This is a genomic window from Mesorhizobium sp. B1-1-1 (assembly GCF_006442955.1).
GTDB lineage: Bacteria > Pseudomonadota > Alphaproteobacteria > Rhizobiales > Rhizobiaceae > Mesorhizobium.
In genome coordinates this window covers 77,034-102,795 of sequence record NZ_VFWW01000006.1, presented here as the reverse complement: position 1 = coordinate 102,795, position 25,762 = coordinate 77,034, and the positions used below count along the sequence as shown (strand labels likewise).

Annotated in this window: 27 protein-coding genes and 1 pseudogene; 12 read left to right on the top strand and 16 right to left on the bottom strand. The window is 63.4% G+C overall.

Features of this window, described 5'->3' with window-relative positions; translation table 11 throughout:
• Positions 1-26 precede the first annotated feature (26 nt).
• A complete protein-coding gene (urtA, locus tag FJ986_RS13565; RefSeq protein ID WP_140498870.1) occupies positions 27-1,337 on the bottom strand; it encodes an urea ABC transporter substrate-binding protein in 1,311 nt (436 codons plus the stop codon).
• A gap of 313 nt (positions 1,338-1,650) precedes the next feature.
• Here urtA and FJ986_RS13560 point away from each other — a divergent pair, with 313 nt between their 5' ends.
• Entirely contained in the window at positions 1,651-2,049 is a 399-nt protein-coding gene (locus tag FJ986_RS13560; RefSeq protein WP_140498872.1) for a hypothetical protein, read from the top strand.
• A 66-nt stretch (positions 2,050-2,115) separates the two neighbouring features.
• Here FJ986_RS13560 and FJ986_RS13555 read toward each other — a convergent pair whose 3' ends face one another.
• From FJ986_RS13555 to FJ986_RS13545, 3 genes are all read right to left on the bottom strand, one after another.
• The gene (locus tag FJ986_RS13555) at positions 2,116-3,687 is read right to left on the bottom strand and encodes a GMC family oxidoreductase (RefSeq protein WP_140656363.1); all 1,572 of its coding nucleotides are present in this window, start codon (positions 3,685-3,687) and stop codon (positions 2,116-2,118) included.
• 47 nt (positions 3,688-3,734) lie between these two features.
• Complete coding sequence (locus FJ986_RS13550; protein WP_140515296.1) at positions 3,735-4,265, bottom strand: gluconate 2-dehydrogenase subunit 3 family protein; 531 nt, start codon at positions 4,263-4,265, stop codon at positions 3,735-3,737.
• 72 nt (positions 4,266-4,337) lie between these two features.
• On the bottom strand, positions 4,338-4,733 hold the full coding sequence (locus FJ986_RS13545; RefSeq protein ID WP_140674555.1) for a VOC family protein: 396 nt from the start codon (positions 4,731-4,733) through the stop codon (positions 4,338-4,340).
• Positions 4,734-4,979: 246 nt separating this feature from the next.
• On the opposite strand from FJ986_RS13545, the gene FJ986_RS13540 reads away from it, so the two are divergent.
• Positions 4,980-5,285 (top strand): ribbon-helix-helix domain-containing protein, encoded by a 306-nt coding sequence (locus FJ986_RS13540; protein ID WP_140498878.1) that lies wholly within the window; start codon positions 4,980-4,982, stop codon positions 5,283-5,285.
• 70 nt (positions 5,286-5,355) lie between these two features.
• Here FJ986_RS13540 and FJ986_RS13535 read toward each other — a convergent pair whose 3' ends face one another.
• From FJ986_RS13535 to FJ986_RS13525, 3 genes and pseudogenes are all read right to left on the bottom strand, one after another.
• Entirely contained in the window at positions 5,356-6,078 is a 723-nt protein-coding gene (locus FJ986_RS13535) for a DeoD-type purine-nucleoside phosphorylase (RefSeq protein ID WP_140515295.1), read from the bottom strand.
• Positions 6,079-6,234: 156 nt separating this feature from the next.
• Positions 6,235-6,354, bottom strand: a pseudogene (locus tag FJ986_RS13530) (IS5/IS1182 family transposase); the annotation flags it as partial.
• A gap of 82 nt (positions 6,355-6,436) precedes the next feature.
• Positions 6,437-7,279 (bottom strand): oxidoreductase, encoded by an 843-nt coding sequence (locus FJ986_RS13525; RefSeq protein ID WP_140674553.1) that lies wholly within the window; start codon positions 7,277-7,279, stop codon positions 6,437-6,439.
• A 50-nt stretch (positions 7,280-7,329) separates the two neighbouring features.
• Here FJ986_RS13525 and FJ986_RS13520 point away from each other — a divergent pair, with 50 nt between their 5' ends.
• Complete coding sequence (locus tag FJ986_RS13520) at positions 7,330-7,956, top strand: TetR/AcrR family transcriptional regulator (RefSeq protein WP_140674552.1); 627 nt, start codon at positions 7,330-7,332, stop codon at positions 7,954-7,956.
• Between the two features lie 55 nt (positions 7,957-8,011).
• Here the strand turns inward: FJ986_RS13520 and FJ986_RS13515 are convergent, their stop codons facing one another.
• A complete protein-coding gene (locus tag FJ986_RS13515; protein WP_140515292.1) occupies positions 8,012-10,588 on the bottom strand; it encodes a response regulator in 2,577 nt (858 codons plus the stop codon).
• Positions 10,589-10,832: 244 nt separating this feature from the next.
• On the opposite strand from FJ986_RS13515, the gene FJ986_RS13510 reads away from it, so the two are divergent.
• Positions 10,833-11,570: a flagellar biosynthetic protein FliO gene (locus tag FJ986_RS13510; protein ID WP_181181884.1), complete on the top strand. Its 738-nt coding sequence runs from the start codon at positions 10,833-10,835 to the stop codon at positions 11,568-11,570.
• 134 nt (positions 11,571-11,704) lie between these two features.
• Here FJ986_RS13510 and dksA read toward each other — a convergent pair whose 3' ends face one another.
• Complete coding sequence (gene dksA, locus FJ986_RS13505; protein WP_140498888.1) at positions 11,705-12,121, bottom strand: RNA polymerase-binding protein DksA; 417 nt, start codon at positions 12,119-12,121, stop codon at positions 11,705-11,707.
• 271 nt (positions 12,122-12,392) lie between these two features.
• Between dksA and FJ986_RS13500 the strand changes: the two genes are divergently transcribed.
• From FJ986_RS13500 to FJ986_RS13485, 4 genes are all read left to right on the top strand, one after another.
• Positions 12,393-12,896 carry a histidine phosphatase family protein gene (locus tag FJ986_RS13500; protein ID WP_140498890.1) on the top strand — a complete coding sequence of 168 codons (504 nt, stop codon included), beginning with the start codon at positions 12,393-12,395 and terminating at the stop codon, positions 12,894-12,896.
• 62 nt (positions 12,897-12,958) lie between these two features.
• Positions 12,959-14,437 (top strand): YcjX family protein, encoded by a 1,479-nt coding sequence (locus FJ986_RS13495; RefSeq protein ID WP_140525369.1) that lies wholly within the window; start codon positions 12,959-12,961, stop codon positions 14,435-14,437.
• Positions 14,434-15,555, top strand: coding sequence for a YcjF family protein (locus FJ986_RS13490; protein WP_140498894.1), 1,122 nt, complete (start codon positions 14,434-14,436; stop codon positions 15,553-15,555). The genes FJ986_RS13495 and FJ986_RS13490 overlap by 4 nt, the downstream gene beginning before the upstream one ends.
• A gap of 90 nt (positions 15,556-15,645) precedes the next feature.
• Positions 15,646-16,197 carry a hypothetical protein gene (locus tag FJ986_RS13485; RefSeq protein WP_140498896.1) on the top strand — a complete coding sequence of 184 codons (552 nt, stop codon included), beginning with the start codon at positions 15,646-15,648 and terminating at the stop codon, positions 16,195-16,197.
• Positions 16,198-16,283: 86 nt separating this feature from the next.
• Here the strand turns inward: FJ986_RS13485 and FJ986_RS13480 are convergent, their stop codons facing one another.
• Positions 16,284-16,550 carry a hypothetical protein gene (locus FJ986_RS13480; RefSeq protein WP_140547541.1) on the bottom strand — a complete coding sequence of 89 codons (267 nt, stop codon included), beginning with the start codon at positions 16,548-16,550 and terminating at the stop codon, positions 16,284-16,286.
• Between the two features lie 263 nt (positions 16,551-16,813).
• Between FJ986_RS13480 and FJ986_RS13475 the strand changes: the two genes are divergently transcribed.
• Both FJ986_RS13475 and FJ986_RS13470 read left to right on the top strand, forming a co-directional pair.
• A complete protein-coding gene (locus FJ986_RS13475; protein ID WP_140515288.1) occupies positions 16,814-18,649 on the top strand; it encodes a monovalent cation:proton antiporter-2 (CPA2) family protein in 1,836 nt (611 codons plus the stop codon).
• Between the two features lie 12 nt (positions 18,650-18,661).
• A complete protein-coding gene (locus tag FJ986_RS13470) occupies positions 18,662-19,207 on the top strand; it encodes a DUF924 family protein (protein ID WP_140674550.1) in 546 nt (181 codons plus the stop codon).
• On the opposite strand, the gene folK is transcribed toward FJ986_RS13470, so the two are convergent.
• The 3 genes from folK to folP are packed head-to-tail and all read right to left on the bottom strand — an operon-like array spanning position 19,199 to position 20,924.
• Positions 19,199-19,726: a 2-amino-4-hydroxy-6-hydroxymethyldihydropteridine diphosphokinase gene (folK, locus tag FJ986_RS13465; RefSeq protein ID WP_140656374.1), complete on the bottom strand. Its 528-nt coding sequence runs from the start codon at positions 19,724-19,726 to the stop codon at positions 19,199-19,201. The genes FJ986_RS13470 and folK overlap by 9 nt on opposite strands.
• The gene (gene folB / locus FJ986_RS13460; RefSeq protein WP_140498905.1) at positions 19,710-20,069 is read right to left on the bottom strand and encodes a dihydroneopterin aldolase; all 360 of its coding nucleotides are present in this window, start codon (positions 20,067-20,069) and stop codon (positions 19,710-19,712) included. Before folB ends, folK begins: the two co-directional genes overlap by 17 nt.
• Before the next feature lie 3 nt (positions 20,070-20,072).
• Positions 20,073-20,924: a dihydropteroate synthase gene (gene folP, locus FJ986_RS13455; RefSeq protein ID WP_140674548.1), complete on the bottom strand. Its 852-nt coding sequence runs from the start codon at positions 20,922-20,924 to the stop codon at positions 20,073-20,075.
• A gap of 103 nt (positions 20,925-21,027) precedes the next feature.
• Between folP and FJ986_RS13450 the strand changes: the two genes are divergently transcribed.
• Both FJ986_RS13450 and FJ986_RS13445 read left to right on the top strand, forming a co-directional pair.
• Positions 21,028-21,645, top strand: coding sequence for a DUF922 domain-containing protein (locus FJ986_RS13450; RefSeq protein ID WP_181181883.1), 618 nt, complete (start codon positions 21,028-21,030; stop codon positions 21,643-21,645).
• Positions 21,646-21,885: 240 nt separating this feature from the next.
• Positions 21,886-23,361, top strand: a complete 1,476-nt coding sequence (locus FJ986_RS13445; RefSeq protein WP_140674546.1) for an MDR family MFS transporter — start codon at positions 21,886-21,888, stop codon at positions 23,359-23,361.
• Between the two features lie 11 nt (positions 23,362-23,372).
• On the opposite strand, the gene FJ986_RS13440 is transcribed toward FJ986_RS13445, so the two are convergent.
• The 3 genes from FJ986_RS13440 to FJ986_RS13430 all read right to left on the bottom strand — a co-directional run bounded on the left by FJ986_RS13440 (position 23,373) and on the right by FJ986_RS13430 (position 25,526).
• On the bottom strand, positions 23,373-24,407 hold the full coding sequence (locus FJ986_RS13440) for an NAD(P)/FAD-dependent oxidoreductase (RefSeq protein ID WP_140674544.1): 1,035 nt from the start codon (positions 24,405-24,407) through the stop codon (positions 23,373-23,375).
• A 331-nt stretch (positions 24,408-24,738) separates the two neighbouring features.
• Positions 24,739-25,059 carry a 2Fe-2S iron-sulfur cluster-binding protein gene (locus FJ986_RS13435; RefSeq protein WP_137931040.1) on the bottom strand — a complete coding sequence of 107 codons (321 nt, stop codon included), beginning with the start codon at positions 25,057-25,059 and terminating at the stop codon, positions 24,739-24,741.
• Between the two features lie 98 nt (positions 25,060-25,157).
• Positions 25,158-25,526: an Hpt domain-containing protein gene (locus FJ986_RS13430; protein WP_140525377.1), complete on the bottom strand. Its 369-nt coding sequence runs from the start codon at positions 25,524-25,526 to the stop codon at positions 25,158-25,160.
• Positions 25,527-25,762: the final 236 nt, after the last annotated feature.

Sequence of the window (25,762 nt, the reverse complement as noted above, 5' to 3'; positions counted from 1 at the left end):
GGACCTGAAGGTCCAGCCCGGGAGAATCAGTTTGTGCCCTTGCCGCCGCATTTGCCGGTGGCGACATTGAAGTTGCCGCAGGACAGAGGCGCCCGCCAATCGGAGATCAGGTCCTTGGAATCGGGCAGGTAATCCGACCACTCATCGCCCATCACCAGACCCGGCGTGCGCGAGACCGTCTCGAACTGGCCGTCTGCCTGGATTTCACCGATCAACACCGGCTTGGTGATGTGATGGTTCGGCATCATCGTCGAATAGCCGCCGGTCAGGTTCGGCACCGAGACGCCGACCATGGCGTCAATCACCTTGTCCGGATCGGTGGTGCCGGCCTTCTCGACCGCCTTCACCCACATGTTGAAGCCGATATAGTGGGCCTCCATCGGGTCGTTGGTGGTGCGCTTGTCGTTCTTGATGAACTTGTGCCAGTCGGCGATGAACTTCTTGTTCTCGGGCGTGTCGACGCTCTCGAAGTAGTTCCAGGCGGCGAGATGGCCGACCAGCGGCGCCGTGTCGAGACCGGCAAGCTCCTCCTCGCCGACCGAGAAGGCCATGACCGGGATGTCCTCGGCCTTGATGCCCTGGTTGCCCAGTTCCTTGTAGAACGGCACGTTGGCGTCGCCGTTGACGGTGGAGACGACGGCGGTCTTCTTGCCGGCCGAACCGAACTTCTTGATTGCCGAGACTTCGGTCTGCCAGTCCGAGAAACCGAACGGCGTGTAGTTGACCATGATGTCTTCCGCCGCGACGCCCTTGGCCTTCAGATAGGCCTCGAGGATCTTGTTGGTGGTGCGGGGATAGACATAGTCGGTGCCTTCCAGCACCCATCGCTTCACCGAGCCGCCATCCTCGCTCATCAGATAGTCGACGGCCGGAATGGCCTGCTGGTTCGGCGCCGCGCCCGTATAGAACACGTTGCGCTCGCTCTCCTCGCCCTCATACTGGACGGGATAGAACAGGATGTTGTCGAGTTCCGAGAACACCGGCAGCACCGATTTGCGCGACACCGAGGTCCAGCAGCCGAACACCGCCGCGACCTTGTCTTTGGAGATCAGCTCGCGCGCTTTCTCGGCGAAGAGCGGCCAGTTGGACGCCGGATCGACGACGACCGCTTCGAGCTTCTTGCCGAGCAGGCCGCCCTTGGCATTCTGCTCGTCGATGAGCATCAGCATGGCATCCTTCAGCGTCGTCTCCGAAATCGCCATCGTGCCGGACAGCGAATGGAGGATGCCGACCTTGATCGTGTCGTCGGCCGCCTTCGCGGGCGCCGACATCGACAGGCCGGCAGCGACCACGCCCGCCGAAAACATTTTTGTTATTGTCGAGAAATTACCCCTCATGCCTGACACTCCCAAGCTGATTGATTGCAACGCAACACTACGAAGCAACCCCCATGCCAATCGCCGAGGCGGTTTCGTGGAAGGAGTTAATGCTCAATATTATCAGTGGATTGACATATCGTGCTTAGAGAAAGCGTGAGGGCCGGTTAAAAATTGGTTGAGAGAAATTTGCGCAGCGCACACGGTTTTTGCCTAATTTTCGTCCAATTTCTCCAAATGCCTGGATTTTGATCTCCGGACGCGGGCCGCACGCGACAAATATTGCGGTACGGCACACAAATGGGGCAAGCTCGCCCCTCAACCGAGCGACGTCATGGCATCCGGAATTTCACGCATCTCTACCGGCCTATTGTTTCTGGCGGCGGCGACCGGGGCGGCGCGAGCCGACTTCAGCGACGGCAAGATGCCCGACGGCATTTATCATTGCGAGGTCTACCTGCTCGGCATGTTCCTCAACCTCGGCGACATCACCATCAAGGGAAACGTCTATACCGGCCCAGTCACCTTCGGGACCGCCCAGCAGGGCTACAATTACCAGATGGACGCAAATGGGGTGATCTCCTGGCTGGGACCACTCGGCGGCTACACCGCCGGCGGCAACTCGTTGTCCCTCACTCAGGCGACTCTGGATGGCCAGGGCCCGCCCTCATTCGACATCATCATGAGACAGCCCGACGGCGCCTTCACCGCCTCGACCTGCACCAAGGGCTGAAAGTCGAGAAAAATGGCGCGGAACCCCGGTCGGGGCTCCGCGCCAGCAGGCAGTCGGGAGGTGGAACTAGATGCTTCTCGCTGACATTTGGCTGGCGATGTAATCGGCCTGCCGGATCGCCAGCGAGACGATCGTCAGCGTCGGGTTCTCGGCCGCGCCTGTCGTGAACTGGCTGCCGTCGGAAACGAACAGGTTCTTGATGTCGTGCGTCTGGCCGTGCTTGTTGACGACACCGTCGGCCGCCTTCTCGCTCATCCGGTTGGTGCCGAGATTATGGGTGGAAGGATAGGGCGGCGTCGGGAAAGTCCGCGTCGCTCCAACCGCGTCGTAGAGCGCCATGGCCTGTTTGTAGGCATGATCGCGCATCGCCGTATCGTTGGGATGATCGTCGAAATGCACATCGGCGATCGGCATGCCGTGCTCGTCCTTTTCGTCGGCATGCAGCGTGATGCGGTTTTCTTCGCGCGGCATGTCCTCGCCGACGATCCACAGCCCTGCCATGTGGTCGTAGTGGTCGAGCGCGGTGGTGAAGGAGCGGCCCCAAGCGCCGGGATCGAGGAAGGCCGCCATAAACGGCAGGCCGAGCGAAAGCGTCTCGAATTCGTAGCCGCCGACGAAACCGCGCGATGGATCATGCCGCGCCTCGTCGCGGATGATGCCGGCCATCGTGGTGCCGCGATACATGTGCACCGGTTTGTCGAAGATGGCATAAACCGAGCCGGTGGTGTGGCGCATGTAGTTCTTGCCCACCTGCCCCGATGAATTGGCGAGGCCGTCAGGGAACTTGCTCGAAGCCGAATTGAGCAGCAGGCGCGGGCTTTCAATCGAATTGCCGGCGACGGCGACGATGCGGGCCTTCTGCTCCTGCAGCTTGCCGTCCTTGTCGGCATAGACGACGCCGGTCACCTTTCCCGAGGCGTCATGGTTGATCTTGACGGCCATGGCGTTCGGCCTCACCTCGAGATGGCCTGTCGCTTCGCCTTTCGGGATCTCGGTGTAGAGCGTCGACCATTTGGCGCCCCATTTGCAGCCCTGGAAGCAGAAGCCGGTCTGCTGGCAGGACATCCGGTCGTCACGCTCGACCGAATTGATCGCCATGTTGCCGGTGTGGCATTCCTTGTAGCCGAGCTTGTCGGCGCCAGCCTTCAACAGCTTGAAATTATTGTTGCCCGGCAGCCTCGGCCAGTCATTGGTGCCGGTGACGCCCATCTTGGCTTCGGCCTTGGCGTAATAAGGCTCCATCTCGGCCAGTGTCACCGGCCAATCGAGCAGGTTCGCGCCCTCCACCTTGCCGTAGGTCGAGGCGGTCTTGAACTCATGCTCCTGGAAGCGCAGCGAAGCGCCGGCCCAGTGCGTGGTCGAGCCGCCGACCGATTTCACGATCCAGGCCGGCAGGTTCGGAAAATCCCTGGCTACGCGCCAGTCGCCCGAAGTCGTGCGCTTGTCTTTCCAGGCGAGTTGGGCAAAGGAGTCCCACTCGTCATTGATGAAGTCGTCGAATTCGTGGCGAGCGCCGGCCTCCAGGATCACGACGTCGATGCCCTTCTGGGCGAGTTCATTGCCGAGTGTGCCGCCGCCGGCTCCCGAGCCGATGATGACGACCAAATTGTCGTTTTTCAGATCAAATGCTGCTGCCATGGTTTCCTCCCATGATTTCGATTTTGCTGGGTGGCGAGAGGAGCGGCTCAGAGCCACTCGATGTCGTCGAAGCCGCGCGCGATATAGCCGCCCTTGGAATAGGATTCGCCCTCATAGCCAAAGACCGGCCAGACCTCCTTCTGGTTGTAGAGGCTGACGACGAGGCCGCCGCGCACCGCCTGGAAGAAAGGCGTGGCTTCGACCTGCTTCAGCACTGCGACACGCTGATCCTCCCAACCAAGGTTCCGGTAGCCGCCCTTGCCGGACCTCTTGTCGAGATCGGCGATGCCGTTCTCGATGAGATCCCTATGTGCGGCATCCTTGCCGGCCTGATCGTCATGGCTCTTGACCGCGATGGCGTAATATTTGTCGGGAAGCTGATCGTGCGGGTAGACGTCCCGCCCCATTTGGATCAGCGTCGCCATCGTCTCCGGCTTCAGCGCCGACGTTTCGAGGCCCCAGGCATGTTCCGGGCTGATGACCGCGCTGCCGGAAATGACGAGCAAGGCTCCGACGCCGCCGCGCTTCAGAAGCTCGCGCCGCGAAAGCCCGGGCCTGCTTTCATAGATCGTGACCATATTTTCCTCCCTGCTTGCTGGTTGCATCCATGGGATGCCTTGGCTGGCGCCGCGCACACGCGGCCGCGATCTCTACTGGAACCTGCCTCCTCCTTGCAGAACCTCGATCCTGTAGCCGTCCGGATCCTCGATGAAGAAGAAGCGTGCGATCAGCGAACCGTCACGGTTGAATTCGACGATCTTCTTCGGGTTGAGGCCGAGCGCGCCGAGCCGGTCGTGCTCGCCGTCGAGATCGACGACCGAAACCGCGAGATGGCCGTAGCCATCGCCAAGCGCATAAGGCTCCTGCCGACCCTTGTTCACGGTCAGTTCGACTTCGAATTGCGTCTCGGCATTGCTGAGGTAGATGAGCGTGAACGTGTCGAAATCCAGCCTTTCGGCGACATCGAGGCCGAAGGCATTTCTGTAGAAATCGACGGAGCGGGTCTCGTCGAGAACCCGGATCATGGTGTGGATTGCCTTCGCCAAATCAGTCCTCGCCACTCGATGCTTCGAAGATGATTATGCGCGGCGACGGCAAAAGATGGTGGCAGCCGGTTACCACGCTCCGAAGATCGACTCGCCTGACAATCGCAAGGACGAAAGTCCGATTGCTGTTCAGCCGATTTTGCCGGAGAATGCTGTCGGGGACAAAGGCCGCGTCGCCTCTGGCGGCAAAAGCATCTGTCCACCCAAAATCAACGCCAAAAATCAACGAACGTGGGAGGTTGTCGGATGTGCAGGGTATTTGCGGCCCAGGACCCCGAAGGTTATCGTCAGATCAACCGGTCGATCCGCATCGACGGATATTCGACCAGCATCCAGCTTGAGGCGACGTTTTGGGCACTGCTCGACGAAATCGCCGAAAGCCAGGACCTGACGACGCCGAAATTCATCTCGAAACTCTATGACGAGGCCATCGAGATCAATGGCGAGATTCCCAACTTCGCCTCCATGCTGCGCACCACCTGCGCGCTCTATCTGCGCAGCCACCGGCCGGGCATGGAAGACCAGATGCCGCCGAAATGGGAAGCCGCCTGAAGATCCAGAAAAGTGCCCCCCGGCTTTGTGTTCGGAATGCATCAGGAACTGGGGCGGCTCGGCGGGCCTATCACGCACCGGGCCGATCGGCGGCGGCGATTTCCAGCGCCAGCCGCGTCATGTCGGTAAAAAGATCCTGGCGTTCCGCATATTGGGTCTGTTCGCCGCTGTCGATATCGTCGACCACCGTGCAGATCGATAGCGCACGGGCCCCGAAATGCCTGGAAATGCGATAGAGCGCACTGGTCTCCATGTCCACGGCCAGCGCGCCGGCTGCCTGCGCATCGGCAAAACGGGCGCGTCCCTGCGGATGGTGGAAGACGTCGCTGCATGCCGTCAGCCCGGCACGGTGGTCGATGCCGAGTTCGGCCGCCTTCGCCAATGCGCGAGCAAACAGCGCCGGGTCCGGCCCGGCTGCAGCGTCATAGAGGCCGAAAACCTGACCGCTTCGGGCGCTTTCGGGCCGCACCGATTGCGAGATGACGAGGCTGCGTAGTTTTACCTCAGCGGTCAGCCCGCCGCAGGTGCCGGTACGGATCAAAGTCCGCACACCGTAGCCGTCCAGCAGCTCATGCGCATAGATCAGAAAGGAGGATACGCCGATGCCGGTCGCCTGGATGCTGACCGGCTGACCACGAAACAGGCCAGTGAAGCCAAGGGCACCGCGCCGGCGGTTGATGCAGCGTGGGGCCTCCAGGAATGTCATGGCCATCCATTCGGCGCGCTGGGGGTCGCCCGGCAACAGCACAATGTCGGCGTAGTCACCCTTGCTGGCTTCGATGTGTGGCGTCAACAGCTCGTCCCTGCCGTTTCATCCACAATCATGGCCTTGTCGCGGTATTGCGCAAGAGGCATTCGGGAACGCTAATACACGGAAACTTCGTTTCAGGACGACAATATCACGAAAACAAAGAGTTAAACCGGTCGGCGACTCTATCAAAGTCGTAGCGGTGGCGACACGCCGGAAGTGCTTCAGCTTGGAGGAGAACCGCTCGATCAGGTTGCGCTCGCGATAGAGCCGCCCGCTGAAGCAAGGCTTCACTTGGTTGCTCTTCGGCGGGATGTTCGGCCGGCGGTCAGGCCGAGCCGCCCCAATTGCAGGCTGATGAAAACGCGCGGCGCGTCTTCATCAGCCGACGCACTCCAAGCGCTCATGATGCGAAGCTGGTTGATCGCGAAAGCTCCTCCCACGCGCTGATTTCGCTCCGCATCGCGTCGAGCTTCTGGTCGACCAGCCCCAGCGCATCGTCGCCCAGGAACAGCCGTACCGGCGGGTTCGCGGCATCGACCAGCACGAGCAACGCCTGCGCGGCCTTGGCCGGATCGCCCGGTTGGTTGCCGCTCTTGGCCTGTCGCGCGGCGCGGATCGGGTCCATGACCGCGTTATAGTCGGCAATGCTGCGCGGCGTGCGATCCATCGAGCGTCCGGCCCAATCCGTGCGGAATTGGCCGGGAGCGAGCGCCGTCACCCGAATTCCAAAGCCTGCCACTTCCTTGCCGAGCGCTTCGGAAATGCCTTCGAGCGCGAATTTGCTTCCGCAATAGAAGGTGATCCCGGGCATGGTGATGAAGCCGCCCATGGACGTGACGTTGATGATATGGCCGCGACGCCGCTCGCGCATGCCCGGCAGCACCGCCTTGATCATCGCGACGGGCCCGAAGACGTTGGCGGCGAACTGGCGCTGGAGATCGTCCAGGGACGACTCCTCCAGCACGCCCTCATGGCCGTAACCGGCGTTGTTCACCAGCACGTCGATTGGACCCGCCTGCCGTTCCGCCGCGGTGACAGCCGCCGGGACCGTCTCGAAATCGGTCACGTCCAGCAAGAGCGGGTGGGCGCGATCGGGCGCGAGCGCGGCGAAGATCTCGGCGTCGGCTTCCCGCCGCACGGTGCCGATCACCCGATGGCCCGCTTCAAGCGCGCCTCTTGCAAATGCTCGCCCCAGCCCGGAGCTGACACCGGTGATGAGGAATGTCTTAGGGGTGGAAGTCATGGTTCACTCCGGGCTATGATTGAAAACTATATCATGATATAGATAACAGCATGACACCAAACAAGACCAAGGTTGCTCCGACCGCCACGCGGGGTGAGCCGCTTCGCCGGCGTGTGATCGATGCGGCGGAGCGACTGCTCCGACAGGGTAAGGCCGGTTTCTCGATGCGCGACCTCGCCACCGAAGCCGGAGTCAGTTTCGCGACGCCGTTCAATCAGTTCGGGAGCAAGGCCGCGATCATGCATGCCCTTTCGCGGCGGCGGATCGATACGATGGCCCAGCGCTTTGCCGGGATGTCACCGCCTGCCGATGCCGCAGGCCGCGTGCTGTTGGCCATCGATACCGCGGTCGAGGTAATGTTGGAGGAGCCGGAGATAAACCGGGCCGTGATGGGATGGATCGGCACGGCCGGCCCGTCCCCCGGAAAGGTCCTGGCGCACTCCACAACCTTGTGGTCGCTGGCCCTTGGAGCGGGCGAAGGCTTGATCGCGGCCGGCAGGCAGAAGGCGCTGCGCAGTCTGCCGGAACAGCTCGCATTTGCCTTTCGTGGGGTCCTGTCATTCTGGACCGCCGGCGAACTGCCGGATGAGGCGCTTGCCTCGAAGGCGCGAGAGATCGCAAAAACCTTGCTGCTCGGATTTGCTGAACGGCCGCTATTCGGCGATTCCGCCTCCTAAGCTGCCCTCCGGGAACCACCAATCTCGGCCATTTCCCGATTTATGGGTTCACGGCCTAAGACTCCAGCATGTCCTTGACGATCGTTGCCAACTGCTTGAGCGAAAACGGTTTCGGCAGGAATCCGAAATGCGCGTCCGCCGGCAGGTTCCTGGCGAATGCATCCTCGGCATAGCCGGACACGAAGACGAACTTGATGTCCGGCTGGCGCTTGCGCAACTCGCCGAGCAGCGTCGGCCCGTCCATCTCCGGCATCACCACATCCGAAACCACAATGTCGACCTTGCCGCCGAGCGCTTCGAACACTTCCAGCGCCTCGACCCCGGAGGACGCCTCGTGCACGGTATAGCCGCGCGAGGTCAGAGCCCGCATGCCGCCCATGCGCACCGCATCCTCGTCCTCGACCAGCAGCACCGTGGCCGACCCGGACAAATCCTTGCCTGTCTCTGCCGACTTGGCAGGCACCGCTGCCGGTGCTTCCCCGGGTTCGCCTGCCTTCTTTGCCTCGGCGATGTGGCGCGGCAGGAAGATGCGGAAGACCGAACCCTTGCCGACCTCGGAATCGCAGAAGATAAAGCCGCCGGTCTGTTTGATGATGCCGTAGACCATGGACAGGCCAAGGCCGGTGCCCTTGCCGACCTCCTTGGTGGTGAAGAACGGTTCGAATATCTTCTTCAGCACGTCGGGCGCGATGCCGCTGCCGGTGTCCTCGACCTCGGCCACCACATAGTCCGCCGGAGTGAGTTCCCGGTAGGGAAAGGTCTTGCACTCCTCGGCGGTCACATTGCGGGTGCGCACCGTGAGGTCGCCGCCCGCCGGCATTGCATCGCGCGCGTTGACCGCCAGGTTGACCACCACCTGCTCGAACTGGCCGATATCGACCTTGACCGGCCAGAGATCGCGACCGTGGTCGATCTTCAGCTTGATGTCGTTGCCGACCAGACGGGCGAGCAACATCCTGAGATCGGCGAGCACGTCGGTAAGGTTCAGCACTTCCGGCCGCAGCGTCTGCTTGCGCGAAAAGGCCAGCAACTGCCGCACCAGCGAGGCTGCCCGGTTGGCATTCTGCTTGATGTTCATGATGTCGGGGAAGGATGGGTCCGACGGCCGATGATTGGTCAGAAGCAGGTCCGACGCCATGATGATGGCGGTCAGCACATTGTTGAAGTCGTGTGCGATGCCGCCGGCAAGCTGGCCGACGGCCTGCATCTTCTGGCTTTGCGCCATCTGCCCTTCGAGCGCCTTCTGCTCCGTCGTCTCGACGGCGTAGACGATGGCCGACTCCTCGGCCCCCTCGCCGCCTGTGCCGTCGGCGACCGCATTGACGTAAAAACGGATGTGGCGCTCCTCATTGCCGGGCAGGAGCGTGTCGATCGGCTCGATATCGGCCTGCCGCTGCCGTGCCTTTTCGAAGGCCGCGGCAAAGGCCGGGCGGTCACGTTCGTGGATGACCGTGTCGAGCCGCATGCGGCGGTCGACGGCGTCCCGGTCGACGACCGATGAAAACAGCGAAAGGAATGGCGCATTGGTGCGCAGGATGCGCCCGCTGGCGTCGACGCCGGCGATCGCCATCGGCGTCGAGTTGAAGAAGCGGGTGAACCGCACTTCCGAAGCGCGCAGGTCCGCCGAGGCGTCCTCGCCTTGCGTGCGGTTGAGCACGATCGTGCGCGTCGGACCGTTGAGGCCTTCGCGGCTGGCTGAAACGCGATGCATGAAGCGCACCGGCAGCGCCTCGCCCGTCATTGTCGTGAGGTCGAGATCGATGACCGCGTTGCGCGTCGTACCGGGGTCGGCCTTGACCGAGCGCACCAGCGCCATGCCGTCGCCGGCGACGATCTCCGGCAGGGAGACGGCGCCGGGCGTGAAGCTGGCAAGGTCGATGCCCAGCCATTCGGCGAGCGTGGCGTTGATATAGGTGACGCGGCCTTCCTGGTCGGCGGAAAAGAAGCCGGCGGGCGCGTGGTCGAGATGATCGATCGCCTTCTGCAGGTCCAGGAAGAAACGCTCCTGCTCGGCGCGTTCCTGCGAAATGTCGGCAAGTTGCCAGGCGAGCATCGGCGGCCGCTGGCCCGGCACGCTGAAAGCGCGGGCGCGGGCGCGATACCAGCGCGCGCCTGGCTCAGCGCCAGGCTTGATCGACTGCGCGAGCCGGAACTCGCCGTCGCCCGGCTGGCCGTCACGCAGGCCGGAGGCCAGTCGGTAGATGGTGACCGAAGCTTCCGGAACATCCGAAAGCAGCCCTTCGACCGTCTTCAGGTCGGCCGCGGAAGAGGCTCCGGTCATGTCGGCATAGGCGCGGTTGGCATAGACCACGCGGCCCTTGGTGTCCGTGACCAGAAGACCCTGCGACATCGAATCGACGAATGCCTTCGACAGTTCGTCGCCCGTCGAGCGTGGAGTGATCTGCACGAAGCCGATCGCCGTGGCGAACAGGAAGCCGACGCCGATCATCGCCAGCACGCCGAGCATGCCCAGCAGGAAAGGGTCGCCGAGCCGCTCGCGAAACAGGCCGAAAACGATCGCGGCCCCCGTCAGGACGGCAATGAAGATGACGAGCCGGGTAACGGCGCCCGGCCGCGTGTTCTGATCGACGATCGGTACCGGATAGAAATCGCCGCGCGTTTCCTTGGCCATGTGCCCCCTGCTCTTGAAGTCCGGTGTTCCGATACTCGCCGCAATGTGTGCCGACGCCCGCCCCTGTCGGGTTGAATCATATTCTCCTGGTCCCGAAAAGGCCCGGGCGGCAAATGTCAGATAAAAATGATGTCGGCCGGCCCTCCAGTGTTTCAAGCTGTTCATGAAGCGTGAAAGGCAACTTGCGGTAGCCCGCCGCAACGGTCTAGTGTCGCGTCACTTCCAAACCGATCAGGGGGAACCAATGCTGCAATGGCTGGATAGCGTAGCGGGCCCCGGCTATGTAGCGGCACTGCTGTGGACCTTCGCGGCGCTGGTCCTGCTGGTTGTCGTCCTCATCATCGTCAAACTCGTTCGCAACCTGACCTTCGGCACCTTTGTCGCGGGCGGCCGGAACCGCAAGACGCGGCTTGCGGTCATGGACGCCACCGCCGTCGACAGCCATCGCCGCCTAGTGCTGGTGCGCCGCGACGACATCGAGCATCTGCTTTTGATCGGCGGCCCCACCGATGTCGTCGTCGAGCGTGACATCCGCCTTTCTGCGCCACGCCGTCCCGCGCTGACCGGAGATGGCGGTTCGCAGCAGCCTGTCGCGGTGGCAAAGCCGCGTCCGCATCAGCCCACCCCGGCGCCGGCGAGACAGGCACCTGCTCCGCAGCCGGTGAGTGCAGCGCCACCCGCCCGCCAGCGCGCTCCGGAGCCGGTGCCGAAGCCGGCGGCGCAGGGTTATCAGCCGACCAATGTCACGCCGCTGCCTTCCTACGGCTCCGCAAACGTCAATGCCGTCCGGCATGCCCCGCCGCCGGCTTCACCACCGCCGGGGCAGGAAAGCATCGATGAAACGCTGATGAAGGAACTCGAGGTTTCGCTCGACCAGCCCCGCTCGAGCAGTCCGGCGAATAAGCCGGTGGCAAAAACACCGCCGTCGCTCGACGACGAGATGACCAGGCTTCTGGGCGAACTCTCCAGCCAGAAAAGATGAGCAGCGCTTGCGCCCGGTCCGAAAAACCGATCGGGGTTTTGCGCGCATCGCCCGGTTCTGAAAAAAGAAATGGCCGGAAAACCGGCCATTTCGAGAGCGATATCGCTGAAATCTTCTTGAATGCAGACCGCAGGCTAATCGTCGCGATAGACCTTCTCGCGGCGCTCGTGCCGCTCCTGCGCTTCGATCGACAAGGTTGCAATCGGGCGGGCATCCAGCCGCTTCAGCGCGATCGGTTCGCCGGTCTCCTCGCAATAGCCGTAAGTGCCTTCCTCGATGCGCTGCAAGGCCGAATCGATCTTTGCGATGAGTTTCCGCTGGCGGTCGCGCGCCCTGAGTTCGATGGCGCGGTCGGTTTCCGAAGAGGCGCGGTCGGCTAGATCGGGATGATTGGCGTTTTCCTGCTGTAGGATTTCGAGGGTTTCGCGCGCTTCGCGCAATATGTCATTCTTCCAGGTGACGAGCTTTGAGCGGAAGTAGGATTTCTGCCGCTCGTTCATGAACGGCTCGTCTTCGGAGGGTACGTAATCGGCGGTAACGGCATCGTTCATTCGACTCACCCAAACAGCCCCAAATTTGGCGCCTATATATTCGCGGTCAAACGCCTGCACAAGCGCAATCGATTACCGATTCACGCAATTGTTAATCTGCCTCGATGAGCGCGATTGAGGTGATTCGGGCTGGTCTTAGGTACCGGATCCTTCGAACTGGCGGCCGCCGGCTGATGATTCGCCATGTCTGAAAAACGACTGCCATTGTGCGCCACGCCGTTCTTATGGCTAATCACAGCACGGTTCGGGCTGTTGGCACGGTGGAGGTTGGGTGAGCAGGCTTTATCTGTTGAGGCACGCCAAAGCCGGATGGGCGCTGCCCGGCATGCGTGATTTCGATCGCCCTCTCGATGCGTCCGGCCGCGCTGATGCGGAGGCGATGGGCATCGCCATGCGGTCGCGCTCCTATGTGCCCGATCTGACGCTTTGCTCCACAGCCCGGCGCGCGAAGGAGACGCTGGAAGGCGTGGCCGGTCGGGCCGACACCGGCCGGGTTCTGTTCGTCGACGCGCTCTACAGCGAGGACGCGGCCGCGTACCTCAGCCTCATCCGGGACAATGGTGGGGTGGGTTCGATGCTGCTCGTCGGCCACAATCCGATGACGGAGGATCTCGCCATGGCGGTGTCCGGCGATGGCGAGGAAAGCGCCCGCGCCATGCTCAATCATGGTTTCCCGACCTCGGGCCTGGCGGTCGTGCGCTTCAGCGGCGATCTTGCCGGGGCCGCCCAGGGTGCCGGCTATCTCGAGGCATTCCTGACGCCGGCTGACCTCTGACGCCATTTCAAACCAGCACGGCAACGCCTATATCGGACCTGTCGCAGCATCGAGAGACAATTTTGGCGTCATCGCTGACCACTTTCACCGACGAGGCGAGAATTGCGCTCGACACGCTTTCGGGCCGCGCCAGCGGGCTATTTTCGCCGTCGCTGCGGCTGGGCGTCACGGGTCTTTCCAGGGCGGGCAAGACGGTTTTCATCTCGGCGCTGGTCCACAACCTTATTCACGGCGGGCGCCTGCCGCTGTTCGAGGCGCAGAAATCCGGGCGCATCGCGCGCGCTTTCCTCGAAGAGCAGCCCGACGACGCGGTGCCGCGATTCCAGTACGAGGACCATATCGCCGCCTTGGTGAACGACCGCGTCTGGCCCGATTCGACACGCGCCATCTCCGAATTGCGGCTGACCATCGAATATGAATCGGCCTCCGGCTGGAACAGGATGTTTTCCTCCGGAAAACTGTCGGTCGACATCGTCGACTATCCCGGCGAATGGCTGCTCGACCTGCCGCTGCTCGGCAAGTCCTTCGCCGATTTTTCGCGCGAAGCCCTTGAAATGGCTGCGTTGCCGGTGCGCGAGGATCTGTCGCGCGCCTGGCGGGCGCTATCGGCCGAGATCGACCCGAACGCCGATGCCGAGGAGATGACGGCGCGCCGCCTGGCCGAGGATTTCGCCGCCTATCTCAAAGCCTGCAAGCTCGACGAGCGGGCGCTTTCGACTTTGCCGCCGGGCCGTTTCCTGATGCCTGGCGATCTCGAAGGCTCGCCCGCATTGACCTTCGCGCCTCTGGCCAGCCTGGGCGACAAGCGCCCGCGCAGCGGCTCGCTGCATGCGATGATGGAAAGGCGCTACGAGGCCTACAAGACCCATGTCGTCAAACCCTTCTTCCGCGAACACATCACCCGGCTCGACCGCCAGATCGTGCTGATCGACGCCATGCAGGCGCTGAACGCCGGCCCCGGAGCCATGGCCGACCTGGAGCGCGCGGTGACCGAGATCCTCGCCTGTTTCCGTCCTGGACGCGGCAGCTTCCTCACCGATCTTTTCTCGCGGCGCATCGATCGTATCCTGATCGCCGCCACCAAGGCCGACCACCTGCATCACGACAGCCATGACCGCTTGCAGGCGATCGTGCGGCGGCTGGCAGACCGCGCCGTGGCGCGGGCGAATTTCACCGGCGCCGGCGTCGACGTCGTCGCCATGGCGGCGGTGCGCGCAACACGGGAAGGCACCGTCAAACAGGGCCGCGAGACATTGCCGGTCATCATCGGCACACCGCTCGCGGGCGAGACAATCAATGGCGACACCTTTGACGGGAAAGCTGAAACGGCCATATTTCCCGGTGATTTACCGGAGAAAATTGATGCTGTCTTCGAAGCTCCCGGGGGAGCGCACAGGCAGGACAATACCGACCCGGCGATCCGCTTCGTGCGTTTTCGCCCGCCAAAACTCGAGCGCACGGCCGAGGGCGTCATGCTGTCACTGCCGCATATCCGGCTCGACCGTGCCTTGCAGTTCCTGATCGGAGACCATCTGGCATGACCGCGCCCCGCAAGCCGGCGGCATTCCGCATCGAACCGGAGGCCACATCGCAGCAGGACGCGGCGCAGGCGCGCCGTGCCCAGGCCGGGGCGCCGGAGGCGCGCCGTGTCCAGACCGACACACAGCGCAAGCCCCGCGCGGTGAAGAGCGATGTCGCGCTGGTCATCCCGTCGGAGATCGACGTGTTCGACGAGCCGGACATCGTCGCTGCCGAACCGCCGCCGGCGGTCGCTCGCAGGAAACGTTCATTGCTTGGCTCCATCTTCTTCGGCGCGTTCGGGGTGCTGGTTTCGCTGGCCATCGGCCTGTGGACCGATCAGCTCATTCGCGATCTGTTCGCGCGCGCCGAGTGGCTGGGTTGGCTGGCCGCCGGCATGGCTGCCGTCGCCGTGCTGGCGCTGGTGGTGATCCTGATTCGCGAGTTCCTGGCGATCGCCCGGCTTGCCGAGGTCGAAAAGCTGCAGAAACGTGCGCTCGATGCGATTGCACGCGACGATCCCAAGGCGGCGCGATTGGTGGTCGACGAGCTGTCGGCCTTCGTCGCGGCCAAACCCGAAACGGCCGCGGGCAGGCGCGCGCTGGCCGATCTGCGCGACGAGATCATCGATGGCGCCAATCTGGTGCGTCTCGCTGAGGCGGAGATCCTTGGCCCTCTCGACGCCAGGGCCAAGATCATGATCCTGGAAGCCGCCAAACGCGTGTCGCTGGTGACGGCCGTCAGTCCGCGTGCGCTCGTCGACGTAGCCTATGTCGTGTTCGAGGCCGGGCGCCTCATCCGGCGCCTTTCGGAACTCTATGGCGGGCGGCCGGGAACACTGGGTTTCTTTCGCCTGGCGCGCAGCGTGCTGGCGCATCTGGCGGTCACCGGTTCGATCGCCGTCGGCGACAGTTTCGTCCAGCAGATCGTCGGCCACGGCCTGGCTGCGCGCCTCTCCGCCAAGCTCGGCGAAGGCGTCGTCAACGGCATGATGACGGCGCGCATCGGCATCGCCGCGATGGAGACGGCGCGCCCCCTGCCCTTCAGTGCGGCAAAACGGCCGGGACTGGGTGATTTCCTCTCCGCGCTGACATCGTTCGCAAGCAGGAAGGAAAGCGAGAACACCCCGCCTGGCAAGTGAACGACGACCTTGGCAGTGACGAAGCATTAACCAATCTTGTTCATGGTCGCACTGGTTCCAAAATAGCCTCTTTGTTGCCGGGTGTCGTCGATGAAAAGCGTAATTCTGTCCAGCCTGTTGCCCCTGGCGGTTGCGATCACCACTGTCGCCGGCATTGCCGCACAGGCGTCCGCGGCGGAGCCGGACAAGCAGTTCTTCCGGTCCGCCGAAGGCAAGTGGGTGGGCCCGGGCGAGATCGTCGCCGGCAAATACAAGGGCACGAAGTTCAATTGCAGCTTCACCGGCTCGACGCCCGACGGCAAGATGGGCATGACGCTCGACGGCGGCTGCCGTGTGGGCATGTTCACCCAGCCGATGTCGGCCAAGATCGAGCGCAAGGGGCGCGATTACAAGGGCTCCTTCATGGGCGGCGCGGCCGGTGCCGGCCTCGATATCATCGGCGGCAATGTGGTCGATGCCCGCAAGGTGGTGTTCACCATCAACCGCAACCAGCTGCGCGGCGTCATGCAGGCACGCATCCCCGACGACAATTCGATGACGGTGACGGTTGCAGTGCGCGTCGCGGACCAGCTGGTGCCGGTGATCGGCATGAGCCTGAAGCGGGTCGACGCGATCGAAGTCGGCTCCATCGCGCCGAACTGAGCGCGTATCAACCGCCTGTAACCAAACACAAAAAGAGACGGCGGCCCATCGCCACCGCCTCCTTTTGAAGACGTCGATAGGAACGATCAGCCCTTGATCGCCGCCGTCACCTCATCATAGGCCTTGCAGGCGTCGGCCAGGGTCGTGGTGCCCTGATATTTGGTCGTCACCTCTTGCACCTTGGCCGTCAGATCGGCCGCCTTGGACGGATCCTTGGTAACCGCCTCCTGCAGCGCGGCGGCCATGTCCTGCGCCTTCTTGGTGGCGACCTCGGCCGTGCACTCAGGCGCCTTGGAGCAAGCCGAGCCGGCGAGCACCGCCAGGCCGACGGCAACGAGCAAAAACTTCTTCATGTCAGTCATCTCCTCAAAAAGGGCGCGGCTTGATCGCCACACCCTCCACTGGCCGAAGCCGAGCGTGCTTAACCTCCGATTGCAGCCAGACGCAACGCGGCCTCGCGCTCAACTTGTGTAACGTGCCTGCAACATTGCCCGCCGCAGGATTCGGGCTGTTACATGCCCGCCGAAGCCCCTATCCTTGGGGCGCTGGCGCCTGATCCGAGGCGTCTTGACCCGACCGCACAGGCTGCGGTCCTCAAACGAGCGGAATGGCGGGAATGGCGGCAGAGGCAGCGGGCAGCGAGCTTGTTCAGGTGGTGGCGCTGCTCGCCGCGGGTGTTGTCGCCGTTCCGATCTTCAAACGTATGGGCCTGGGTTCGATTCTCGGCTATCTGGCCGCGGGCGTGGTGATCGGCCCGTTCGGCATCGGTGTGTTTTCCGAATCGGGAGCCATCCTCCACGTCGCCGAGCTCGGCGTCGTGATGTTCCTGTTCATTATCGGGCTGGAGATGCAGCCGTCGCGGCTCTGGGGCTTGCGCCGCGAGATCTTCGGCCTGGGCGCGCTTCAGGTCGGGGTCTGCGCGGTCTTGCTGACCGGTGTGGGAATAGCCGGAGGCTTTTCCATCGCGCAATCCTTCGTCGCCGGAGCCGGCTTCGTGCTGACCTCGACGGCGATCGTCATGCAGCTTCTGGAAGAGCGCGGCGAAATCGCCTCGCCCAAGGGCCAGCGCATCGTCTCCATCCTGCTGCTGGAGGATCTGGCGATCGTGCCGCTGCTGGCCCTGATCGCGTTCCTGGCGCCAGGCGGCACCGACACCAGCCTGTCGGAGCGGCTGGCCGAGGTCGGTATCGGCCTTGCCGCGATCATCGGCCTGGTGCTGGCCGGACGTTTTCTGCTCAACCCTTTCTTCCGTATCCTGGCGGATGCCCGCGCTCGCGAGGTGATGACGGCGGCCGCCCTTCTGGTCGTTCTCGGATCCGCCCTTGCCATGCAGCTCAGCGGCCTGTCGATGGCGATGGGCGCGTTCCTGGCCGGCGTGCTGCTGTCCGAATCGACCTTCCGCCACCAGCTCGAAGCCGATATCGAACCGTTTCGCGGCATCCTGCTCGGCCTGTTCTTTCTCGCCGTGGGCATGTCGCTCGACCTGCATGTGGTAGTTCAGAACTGGCGGCTGATCGCCGTCTATGTCGTTGCCTACATGGTCATGAAGGCGCTCGGCATCTACATCGTCGCCCGCATCCTGAAGTCGGGCCATCGCGAGGCGCTGGAACGCGCCGTCTTCATGGCGCAAGGCGGCGAATTCGCCTTCGTCCTCTATTCGGCCGCCGCTTCCGTCGGCATCATCGACGGCCAGGCCAACGCGACGCTGACGGCCATCGTCATCATCTCCATGGTGCTGACGCCGCTGGCGATCGTCGCGTTGCGGTATCTGACGCCGCGCGACGAGCTGTCGCTGGATGGCGTCGACGTCGCCGAAGGGCTGACCGGCAGCGTGCTGATCATCGGATTCGGCCGCTTCGGCCAGATCGCCAGCCAGCCATTGCTGCTGCGCGGCATCGACGTGTCGATCATCGACAACGATGTCGAGATGATCCAGGCGGCGGCCGATTTCGGCTTCAAGGTCTACTACGGCGACGGCACGCGGCTGGACATCCTGCACGCTGCCGGTGCCGGGCGCGCACGCGCCGTGCTCATCTGCGTCGACAAACCCGATGCCGCCGTACGCATCGCCGAGCTCGTCAAAGCCGAGTTTCCCTTGCTCACCGTGCTGGCACGCGCCTTCGACCGAGGCACCGCGCTACAGCTCATCCGCACAGGCGTCGACTATCAGCTGCGTGAAACATTCGAATCGGCGCTGGTTTTTGGCGGTTCGACGCTGGAGGCCCTGGGCGTCGACCCGGAAGACGTCGCCGAGGTGGTCGAAGACGTCCGCCGCCGCGACACCGCCCGCTTCGAGACGCAACTCGCCGAAGGCATCCGCTCCGGACAGCGCTTCCTGAAGGGCAATATCGGCACGCCGATCCCGACGCCGCTCTCCACGCCGCGCCGCCCCGGCCAGGCGCTCAACGAGGAAACGGCCGGCGTTCTGCACAAGTCCGAGCCGGCGGATTGATAGGAAAAAAGCATGGATTTGGACAGCAGAGCCCTGTCGGTCACCACATTCTGGCGTGATGCCGGAGCGGACGCATGGTTCGAGAAAAGCGATGTTTTCGACGGCGATTTCCGCAACCGCTTTCTTGAGCTGCACTACGCGGCCGCACGGCGCGAATGCGACGGCTGGTCGGAGCATGCCGAAGGCTCGCTGGCGTTGATGATCCTGCTCGACCAGTTTCCGCGCAACTGCTTTCGCGGTACCGGCCACATGTACGCCACCGACCCGCTGGCGAAGCATTTTGCCCAAAAAGCTGTGACGGCCGGCCAGGACCTGGCGCTCGAACCGGAAGTGCGGGTGTTCCTGTATCTGCCGTTCGAACATTCGGAATTGCTCGCCGACCAGGAACGGTCGGTCGAGCTCACCGCGGCCAACGCGCCGGACTACCTCAAATACGCCGAAGAACACCTCGACATCATCCGGCGCTTCGGCCGTTTTCCGCACCGCAACAAGATGCTCGGCCGCGAAACCACGCCGGAGGAAAAAACCTTTCTGGACGATGGCGGGTTCTCAGGCTGACGCTGGTCTATCCAGCCACCAGTCGCGGCCCGACGGCAGGCGTTCGATACCGGCCGCATCGACGGCGGCCAGCCGCTCCGAGACGCTTCGCCCGCTTACCGCAAGATCGGGCGCGATCTCGGCCAGCGGCGCCAGCACGAAGGCACGTTCAAGCATGCGCGGATGCGGCACTTCCAGGCCGGTTTCGTGGATGACGCGGTCGCCGAAAACCAGGATGTCGATATCGATGAGGCGCGGCCCCCAGCGCTCCTCACGCACGCGCTTCAGCTTGCGCTCTGCATCGAGGCACAGGTCGAGCAATGCCCGCGGCGAGAGCCGTGTCGAGAGTTCGGCGGCGGCGTTCAGGAAGTCGGGCTGGTCGAGCTTGCCCCAGGGCGGCGTGCGGTAGAGCGAGGACACCGCGGCCACGCGAGCGGCGGGATCGGCGTCGAGCAGGCGCAGCGCCGCCGCCATCGAACTCGCCGGATCGCCAAGATTGCCGCCAAGGCTGAGATAGACGGTGTTACTGCGGCCAGACAACTGTCACCTCGACGTAATCGAGCACGCCGGGCACCGGCGCATTCGGCTTGCGGACCGTGATTTCGGCTTTCCTGATCTGCGGGAAGCGTTCCGTCAGGGCTTTTGCGACTTCCAGGGCCAGCGCCTCGATCAGGAAGCGCCTGTGTCCGGTGATGATCTCCTCGATCACCGTGAAGGCAACACCGTAATTGACGGTTTCCCCGATGGCATCGTCGACCAGCGCGCGCCCGGGCTCCACGGTGAGCGAGGCGTCGACATAGAAGCGCTGGCCGAGCGCCTCCTCCTCGTCCAGCACGCCGTGCCGGGCAAAGAAGGCGCAGTTCTTCAGGCGGATGACATACATGGTTCAGCGTTCCGAAGCGGCGGTTTCGCGCGCCAGCATAGCATCCGCCACGGCCAGCGCGTCCACGTTGATTGCGACATCGTGGACACGAAACAGGTCGGCGCCCTTCAATCTCAGTATGACGCTCGTCGCCGCAGTCCCAGCCCCTCTTGCGGCGGCATCGCGGCCCGTGACGGTGCCGATGAAGCGTTTTCGCGAGGTTCCGGCCATCAGCGGAAATCCGAGGGCGTTGAGCTCGGAAAACCGCGCCATCAGGTCGAGGTTATCCTCGGCCGTCTCCTTGGCGAAGCCGAAGCCGGCATCGAGAACGATATGATCGTCGGCGATGCCGTGTCGGCGGGCGATTTCCAGTGATTTTTCGAGGAACGCGAACTGGTCGGCGATGACGTCGGGCAGTTTTCGGCGATCCCGCCCGGTATGCATGATGATGAGCCCCGCGCCGGTTTCGGCTGCGATACGCGCAATGTCCGGCTCGCGCTGCAAGCCCCAGACGTCGTTGACGATATGCGCCCCGGCCGCGACGGCAAGCCGCGCGGTCTCGGCGCGATAGGTGTCGACCGAAATCAGCACCTCGCCGGAACCCGCCAGCGCCTCGATCACCGGCAGGATGCGCGCCTGCTCCTCGCCGGCCGTGATCGCTGACGCGCCCGGCCTGGTCGATTCACCGCCGACATCGACGACCAGGGCGCCTTCGCCCAGCATGCGGCGCGCCTGGACCAGCGCGGTTTCGGCGGCATCGAACAGACCGCCGTCGGAAAAACTGTCGGGCGTGACATTGAGAATGCCGACCACCACGGCCTTGTCGCCAAGGTCGAGATGACGTCCGTGCGCCAACTGCCATCGCCTCGCCGTCATTGCTCATCAACCATGGGGCTCATCAACCATGTGTGATCCGCACCAGATCAATTCCGTTGCGCCGGCAATGGCCGTAAAGCAAGGTAGGACGAGAGGCAACCTGATGAAACGAACCCTGCTTTGCGCATTGCTGCTTGCCGCCACCGCCGTTCCGGTGGGCGCGGCCAATCTCGTCAAGACATATAGCTACTTCGCCGTTGGCGGCAGGACGCTAGAAGACATCGAGGCACAGCTTTCCAAACGTGGTCCGCAGGTGAAGAGCACGGGCTCGCGGCATCCCGGCGCCACCCAGATGGCCTTCACCACGCGCATCAGCTATGCCGGGCAGTCCGGCTCTTGCCGGATCGCCGACGCCGCCGTGACCGTCAAGGTCAAGGTCATCCTTCCCGAATGGCGCCGCCCACGCAAGGCCGACGCGGATGTGCGGCTGTTCTGGGACACGCTGTCGGCCGACATCAAGCGCCATGAGGAACGCCATGTCGAGATCGCCAAGAATCACGCCCGCGAACTGGAAGACGCGCTGAAAGCCGCTTACCCGCAGAAGGACTGCGATGCGGCGAAGGCCAAGGCCGCCCAGATCACCGCCGCCATTCTCGCCAGACACGACCGTGCCCAGGTGCAGTTCGATCGTGTCGAAAGCGTCAATTTCGAAAGCCGCATCCTGCGGCTCCTGCGCTATCGCGTCGAGCGCATCGGCAACGGCCGGTTGCCGCCGACCTGAATGTCCTGATGCATGTCGCCTAAAGGGGCGGCGGTGCGAGCCAACCGGGCCGAAGCGTAGTGCCAGCTTCGAAAAATTTTCGGGCAACGGTCGAAATCGGCCTATACGGGACGACATATCAGGGGTTGGCAAGGGCACGACCTTCAAACACGAGCATCACGACCGATCGCGCCGCGGATGCAACCCGGCTAGCCCAGCCGACGCACCGGACGGCGCGCGCAAGCATATGGACGAAAGATTATGGACCAGGCTGTCGACAAGCAGGCCGTGGCGGCCGCGAGCGCGCCGCTGACGGAAAGCGAAAAGAACGCCATCATCGGCGGCGTTCTCCTGTCGATGCTGCTGGCAGCACTTGACCAGACCATTGTGGCGCCGGCCATGCCGACCATCGCGCGAGCGCTCGGCCACGCCGAGTACCTGCCCTGGATCGTGACCGGATATCTCCTGACCGCAACCGCCATGGCGCCGCTCTACGGCAAGATCTCCGACGTCTACGGCCGCCGGCCGACCGTCTATGGCGCGATCCTCATCTTCCTCGCCGGCTCGCTGGTCAGTGCGATGGCGCCCAACATGTTCGTGCTGGTGATCGGCCGCGCGATCCAGGGCGCCGGCGGCGGCGGGCTTTTTGCCCTGGCGCAGACCGTCATCGGCGACCTTGTGCCGCCACGCGAGCGGGCACGCTATGCGGCCTGGATCTCGGGCACATGGGCAGTCGCCAGCATCGCCGGGCCGTTGCTCGGCGGCACGTTCGCTGAACATCTCCATTGGTCGCTGATCTTCTGGATCAACATTCCGCTCGGCATCCTGGCCATGGCCATCATCAACAAGCCGCTGCGCAAGCTGCCGGTCGCGGCAAGACGGCATCGCATCGACGGGCTCGGCGCGCTGCTTCTCGTCGCCGCCACGGCCCTGCTGCTTCTGGCGCTGAACTGGGGTGGCAGCGAATACCCCTGGCTATCGACGGAGATCCTCGGGCTCGTCGCCAGTTCCTTGGTCCTGTGGGGCGCCTTTGCGCTGCGGCTGCTGCGCGCAACCGAGCCGCTGATTTCGCTCGAGGTACTGAGCAACCCGATCGTCCTTGCCGGCACGCTCTCCATGTTCCTTCTGCAGGCGGCCAATATCGGCCTGTCTGTCTACCTGCCGGTCTATCTCCAGTCGGTCATCGGCCTGTCGGCGAGCGAATCCGGCACCGCCCTCCTGGGGCTGATGCTTGGCACGGTGGCCGGCGCGACATTCAGCGGGCGCACCATTCCGCGTTTCGTCCATTACAAGCGGATCGCCATCTTCGGATTGGCCTTCGCCGTTCTATGCCTCGGCGTCCTCAGCCTGGTGGCGGGGCACGCCTCGCTGCTGGTTGTCGAGATCCTGACGACATGCGTCGGGCTCGGCAGCGGAACCACCTTTCCGGTGGCCACGGTGTCTGTCCAGAACGCAGTCGACCCCAGGCACCTTGGCGTCGCCACCGGCGTTCTGACGTTCCTGCGCTCGCTGGGCAGTGCGCTCGGCGTTGCTATCCTCGGTGCGGTCGCCCTGGGCAACGGGCTGCCGCTGGCGGGCGAAGGCGCGCAGGCGACCGGCGCCGGTGCCGAAGCTGCCGCCTTCGGGCTGATCTTCGTCGCCGCCGTGGTGATGTTGATCATGGCGCTGCTGACGCTCAGCCTGATGCCGGAGAAACCGTTGCGGGGCCGTCCCGAAGCCCCCGTGCTGGCGGACTGAAGCGGCACGCCTCAAGAGGCCTCCACCACGCCGAGCTTCTTCTGCAGGCTGGTCGACGAGGTCGTGTATTGGAAGACGATGCGTTCGCCCGGGCTGACGATGCGCTTCGCCGCCTGTGCCATCAGCGCGACCTCGTGAAAGCCCGACAGGATGAGCTTCAGCTTGCCGGGATACCAGTTGATATCGCCGACCGCGAAGATGCCCGGAACCGATGTCTGGAACTTCTCGGTGTCGACCGGAATCAGGTTCTCGTGAAGATTGATCCCCCATTGTGCGATCGGTCCGAGCTTCATGGTCAGGCCGAAGAAGGGCAGCATCCGCGTGCAAGGGACTTCGATGTCGCCGTCCTGCCCCTTGATCAGGGCGGATGTCAGTTGGCCCTCGGCGCCGGTCAAGCCGGTCACTTGCCCGACCTGGAAGTCCAGCTGCTTCATCTCCTGCATGGCGTACATCTTGTTGACGCTGTCGGGCGCGGCGCGGAACTCCGGGCGCCGGTGGACCAGCGTCACGCTTTTTGCCACCGGCTGCAAATTGAGCGTCCAGTCCAGCGCTGAATCGCCGCCGCCAACGATAACGAGGTCGTGGCCGCGAAAATCTTCCATTCGGCGCACCGAATAGAAGACGCTCTTGCCCTCATAGGGTTCGATGCCCGGGATGGGCGGGCGTTTTGGATGGAAGGAGCCGCCGCCGGCGGCGATCACCACCACCTTGGCCTCGAACACCTCGTTCTCGTCGGTGGTGACGCGAAAGCCGCCGTCCTCCAGTCTCTCGAGACTGGAGACCATGCGATTGTAGGTGAAATCAGGCTTGAACGGCGCGATCTGCTCGAGCAGCTTGTCGACCAGGCCTTGCGCCGAGATCGACGGCCAGCCGGGAATGTCATAGATCGGCTTTTCCGGATAGAGTTCCGCGCATTGGCCGCCGGGCCGATCGAGGATGTCGATCAGGTGGCACTTCATGTCGAACAGGCCGAGCTCGAACACGGCGAACAGGCCGACCGGCCCTGCCCCGACAATGAGTACGTCTGTCCTGGTGATGCCGGTCATGGTGCGCGCCTCGCTGCTGGATTGGCGTGAGACTGCATGACCACCGGCTTGCTGCCAAGCGGTGGCGGCAAAAATCAGAGCTGCGAACCGGATTAAGAAAGGCTGGACGACCGCCAGTCCGGCTGCGCCGGCAATTTTTTATGGCCGGCATCTCCCAAGATAGGAATTTTTTCTTGACGGGGTGCCCGCAACTATGGTAGATATTTGGTTATGGTGCTGAGTTGCGCCGGAGGCCCGCCGCACAGGCGGGTTTTCCATTCAAGGCGACGTCAACAGCCGGCCCCCAAGGAACCCCCTGCCCGGATTCATTGCCTCGGGCAAAAATCGGCTTTTAGCCTTGGCGCTCGGGCACCCGCACCACCAGTCCGTCGAGCGCGTCGCGCACCTTGATCTGGCACGATAGCCGCGAATTCGGCTGGACGTCGTAGGCAAAGTCCAGCATGTCCTCTTCCATTGCTTCCGGCTCGCCGACTTCCGCCGTCCAGGCCTCGTCGACATAGACGTGGCAGGTTGCACAGGCGCAGGCGCCGCCGCACTCCGCTTCGATACCCGGCACGGCATTGCGGATGGCGTTTTCCATGACCGTCGAGCCGTTCTCGGCATCCACGTCGAAATGTGTGCCGTCATGGGCAATGAAGGTCAGTTTGGTCATTTGTCACCTGAGGGAGTTTCCGCCGAGATAATCACTCGGGCACACAAGTCAACTGCGGCGAGAAAGCGCCGCTCGGTGACGTTTTTCCGCAAACGGGTCTAGCGGTTGATGGCGGCGATGAAATCGCGCACTTCGTCGATCAGTTTGCCGAGCCGCGTAAGCGTCTGGCTGTCTTCCGGCTGCCGTTCTATCTCGGTGGCGCAATCGGCAATGGCAAAGGCCCCGACACCACGCGCCGAACCCTTCAGGCCGTGCGCCAGGAGCAGCCGGTCCTTGATGTCCGCATCGACTATCCTGTCGCGCACCGACAGCGCCTGTTGTACAAAGAGCGCCAGCACCTCCTGTTCGAGGCCGCGGTCGCCCATCGTCTGCCGCGCAAGGTGTGCCAAATCGACCGGTCGGGACCGCCTCGTTCCCGATACATCGCCCCCGGGCATTGAGAAGGCAATGCCGCTTTCGCCACGCATGAACTCGAACTCCGCTTCTTCGGCCGCCTGAAAAACTAGGCGAATCCAATGGACAACGGGTTAATGGATGGCCGGAAAAAATGTTGCGAAAGCGGCGCCGGAATCACGCTTCCGTTAACCTTATATTTAAAGTTTTACGTATCCCGCGGAATGCATGTTTTCTTTACCCCCCTGTGTCATTACGATACGAGGGGTCCATTTTCAGCCTCCTGCGCGTGGGTGCGACAACCAAAATC

Excerpts from the sequence above, each read along its gene's own strand:
- FJ986_RS13525 (WP_140674553.1), bottom strand. The coding sequence starts at position 7,279 with ATGACTTCCACCCCTAAGACATTCCTCATCACCGGTGTCAGCTCCGGG.
- FJ986_RS13430 (WP_140525377.1), bottom strand. The coding sequence starts at position 25,526 with ATGCGTGGCGAAAGCGGCATTGCCTTCTCAATGCCCGGGGGCGATGTA.
- FJ986_RS13550 (WP_140515296.1), bottom strand. The coding sequence starts at position 4,265 with ATGGTCACGATCTATGAAAGCAGGCCCGGGCTTTCGCGGCGCGAGCTT.
- FJ986_RS13520 (WP_140674552.1), top strand. The coding sequence starts at position 7,330 with ATGACACCAAACAAGACCAAGGTTGCTCCGACCGCCACGCGGGGTGAG.
- FJ986_RS13515 (WP_140515292.1), bottom strand. The coding sequence starts at position 10,588 with ATGGCCAAGGAAACGCGCGGCGATTTCTATCCGGTACCGATCGTCGAT.
- FJ986_RS13435 (WP_137931040.1), bottom strand. The coding sequence starts at position 25,059 with ATGACCAAACTGACCTTCATTGCCCATGACGGCACACATTTCGACGTG.
- FJ986_RS13475 (WP_140515288.1), top strand. The coding sequence starts at position 16,814 with ATGGCGGCAGAGGCAGCGGGCAGCGAGCTTGTTCAGGTGGTGGCGCTG.
- FJ986_RS13490 (WP_140498894.1), top strand. The coding sequence starts at position 14,434 with ATGACCGCGCCCCGCAAGCCGGCGGCATTCCGCATCGAACCGGAGGCC.
- FJ986_RS13450 (WP_181181883.1), top strand. The coding sequence starts at position 21,028 with ATGAAACGAACCCTGCTTTGCGCATTGCTGCTTGCCGCCACCGCCGTT.
- FJ986_RS13445 (WP_140674546.1), top strand. The coding sequence starts at position 21,886 with ATGGACCAGGCTGTCGACAAGCAGGCCGTGGCGGCCGCGAGCGCGCCG.
- urtA (WP_140498870.1), bottom strand. The coding sequence starts at position 1,337 with ATGAGGGGTAATTTCTCGACAATAACAAAAATGTTTTCGGCGGGCGTG.
- FJ986_RS13540 (WP_140498878.1), top strand. The coding sequence starts at position 4,980 with ATGTGCAGGGTATTTGCGGCCCAGGACCCCGAAGGTTATCGTCAGATC.
- folP (WP_140674548.1), bottom strand. The coding sequence starts at position 20,924 with ATGACGGCGAGGCGATGGCAGTTGGCGCACGGACGTCATCTCGACCTT.
- folB (WP_140498905.1), bottom strand. The coding sequence starts at position 20,069 with ATGTATGTCATCCGCCTGAAGAACTGCGCCTTCTTTGCCCGGCACGGC.
- FJ986_RS13440 (WP_140674544.1), bottom strand. The coding sequence starts at position 24,407 with ATGACCGGCATCACCAGGACAGACGTACTCATTGTCGGGGCAGGGCCG.
- FJ986_RS13510 (WP_181181884.1), top strand. The coding sequence starts at position 10,833 with ATGCTGCAATGGCTGGATAGCGTAGCGGGCCCCGGCTATGTAGCGGCA.
- FJ986_RS13480 (WP_140547541.1), bottom strand. The coding sequence starts at position 16,550 with ATGAAGAAGTTTTTGCTCGTTGCCGTCGGCCTGGCGGTGCTCGCCGGC.
- FJ986_RS13470 (WP_140674550.1), top strand. The coding sequence starts at position 18,662 with ATGGATTTGGACAGCAGAGCCCTGTCGGTCACCACATTCTGGCGTGAT.
- FJ986_RS13485 (WP_140498896.1), top strand. The coding sequence starts at position 15,646 with ATGAAAAGCGTAATTCTGTCCAGCCTGTTGCCCCTGGCGGTTGCGATC.
- dksA (WP_140498888.1), bottom strand. The coding sequence starts at position 12,121 with ATGAACGATGCCGTTACCGCCGATTACGTACCCTCCGAAGACGAGCCG.
- FJ986_RS13555 (WP_140656363.1), bottom strand. The coding sequence starts at position 3,687 with ATGGCAGCAGCATTTGATCTGAAAAACGACAATTTGGTCGTCATCATC.
- FJ986_RS13560 (WP_140498872.1), top strand. The coding sequence starts at position 1,651 with ATGGCATCCGGAATTTCACGCATCTCTACCGGCCTATTGTTTCTGGCG.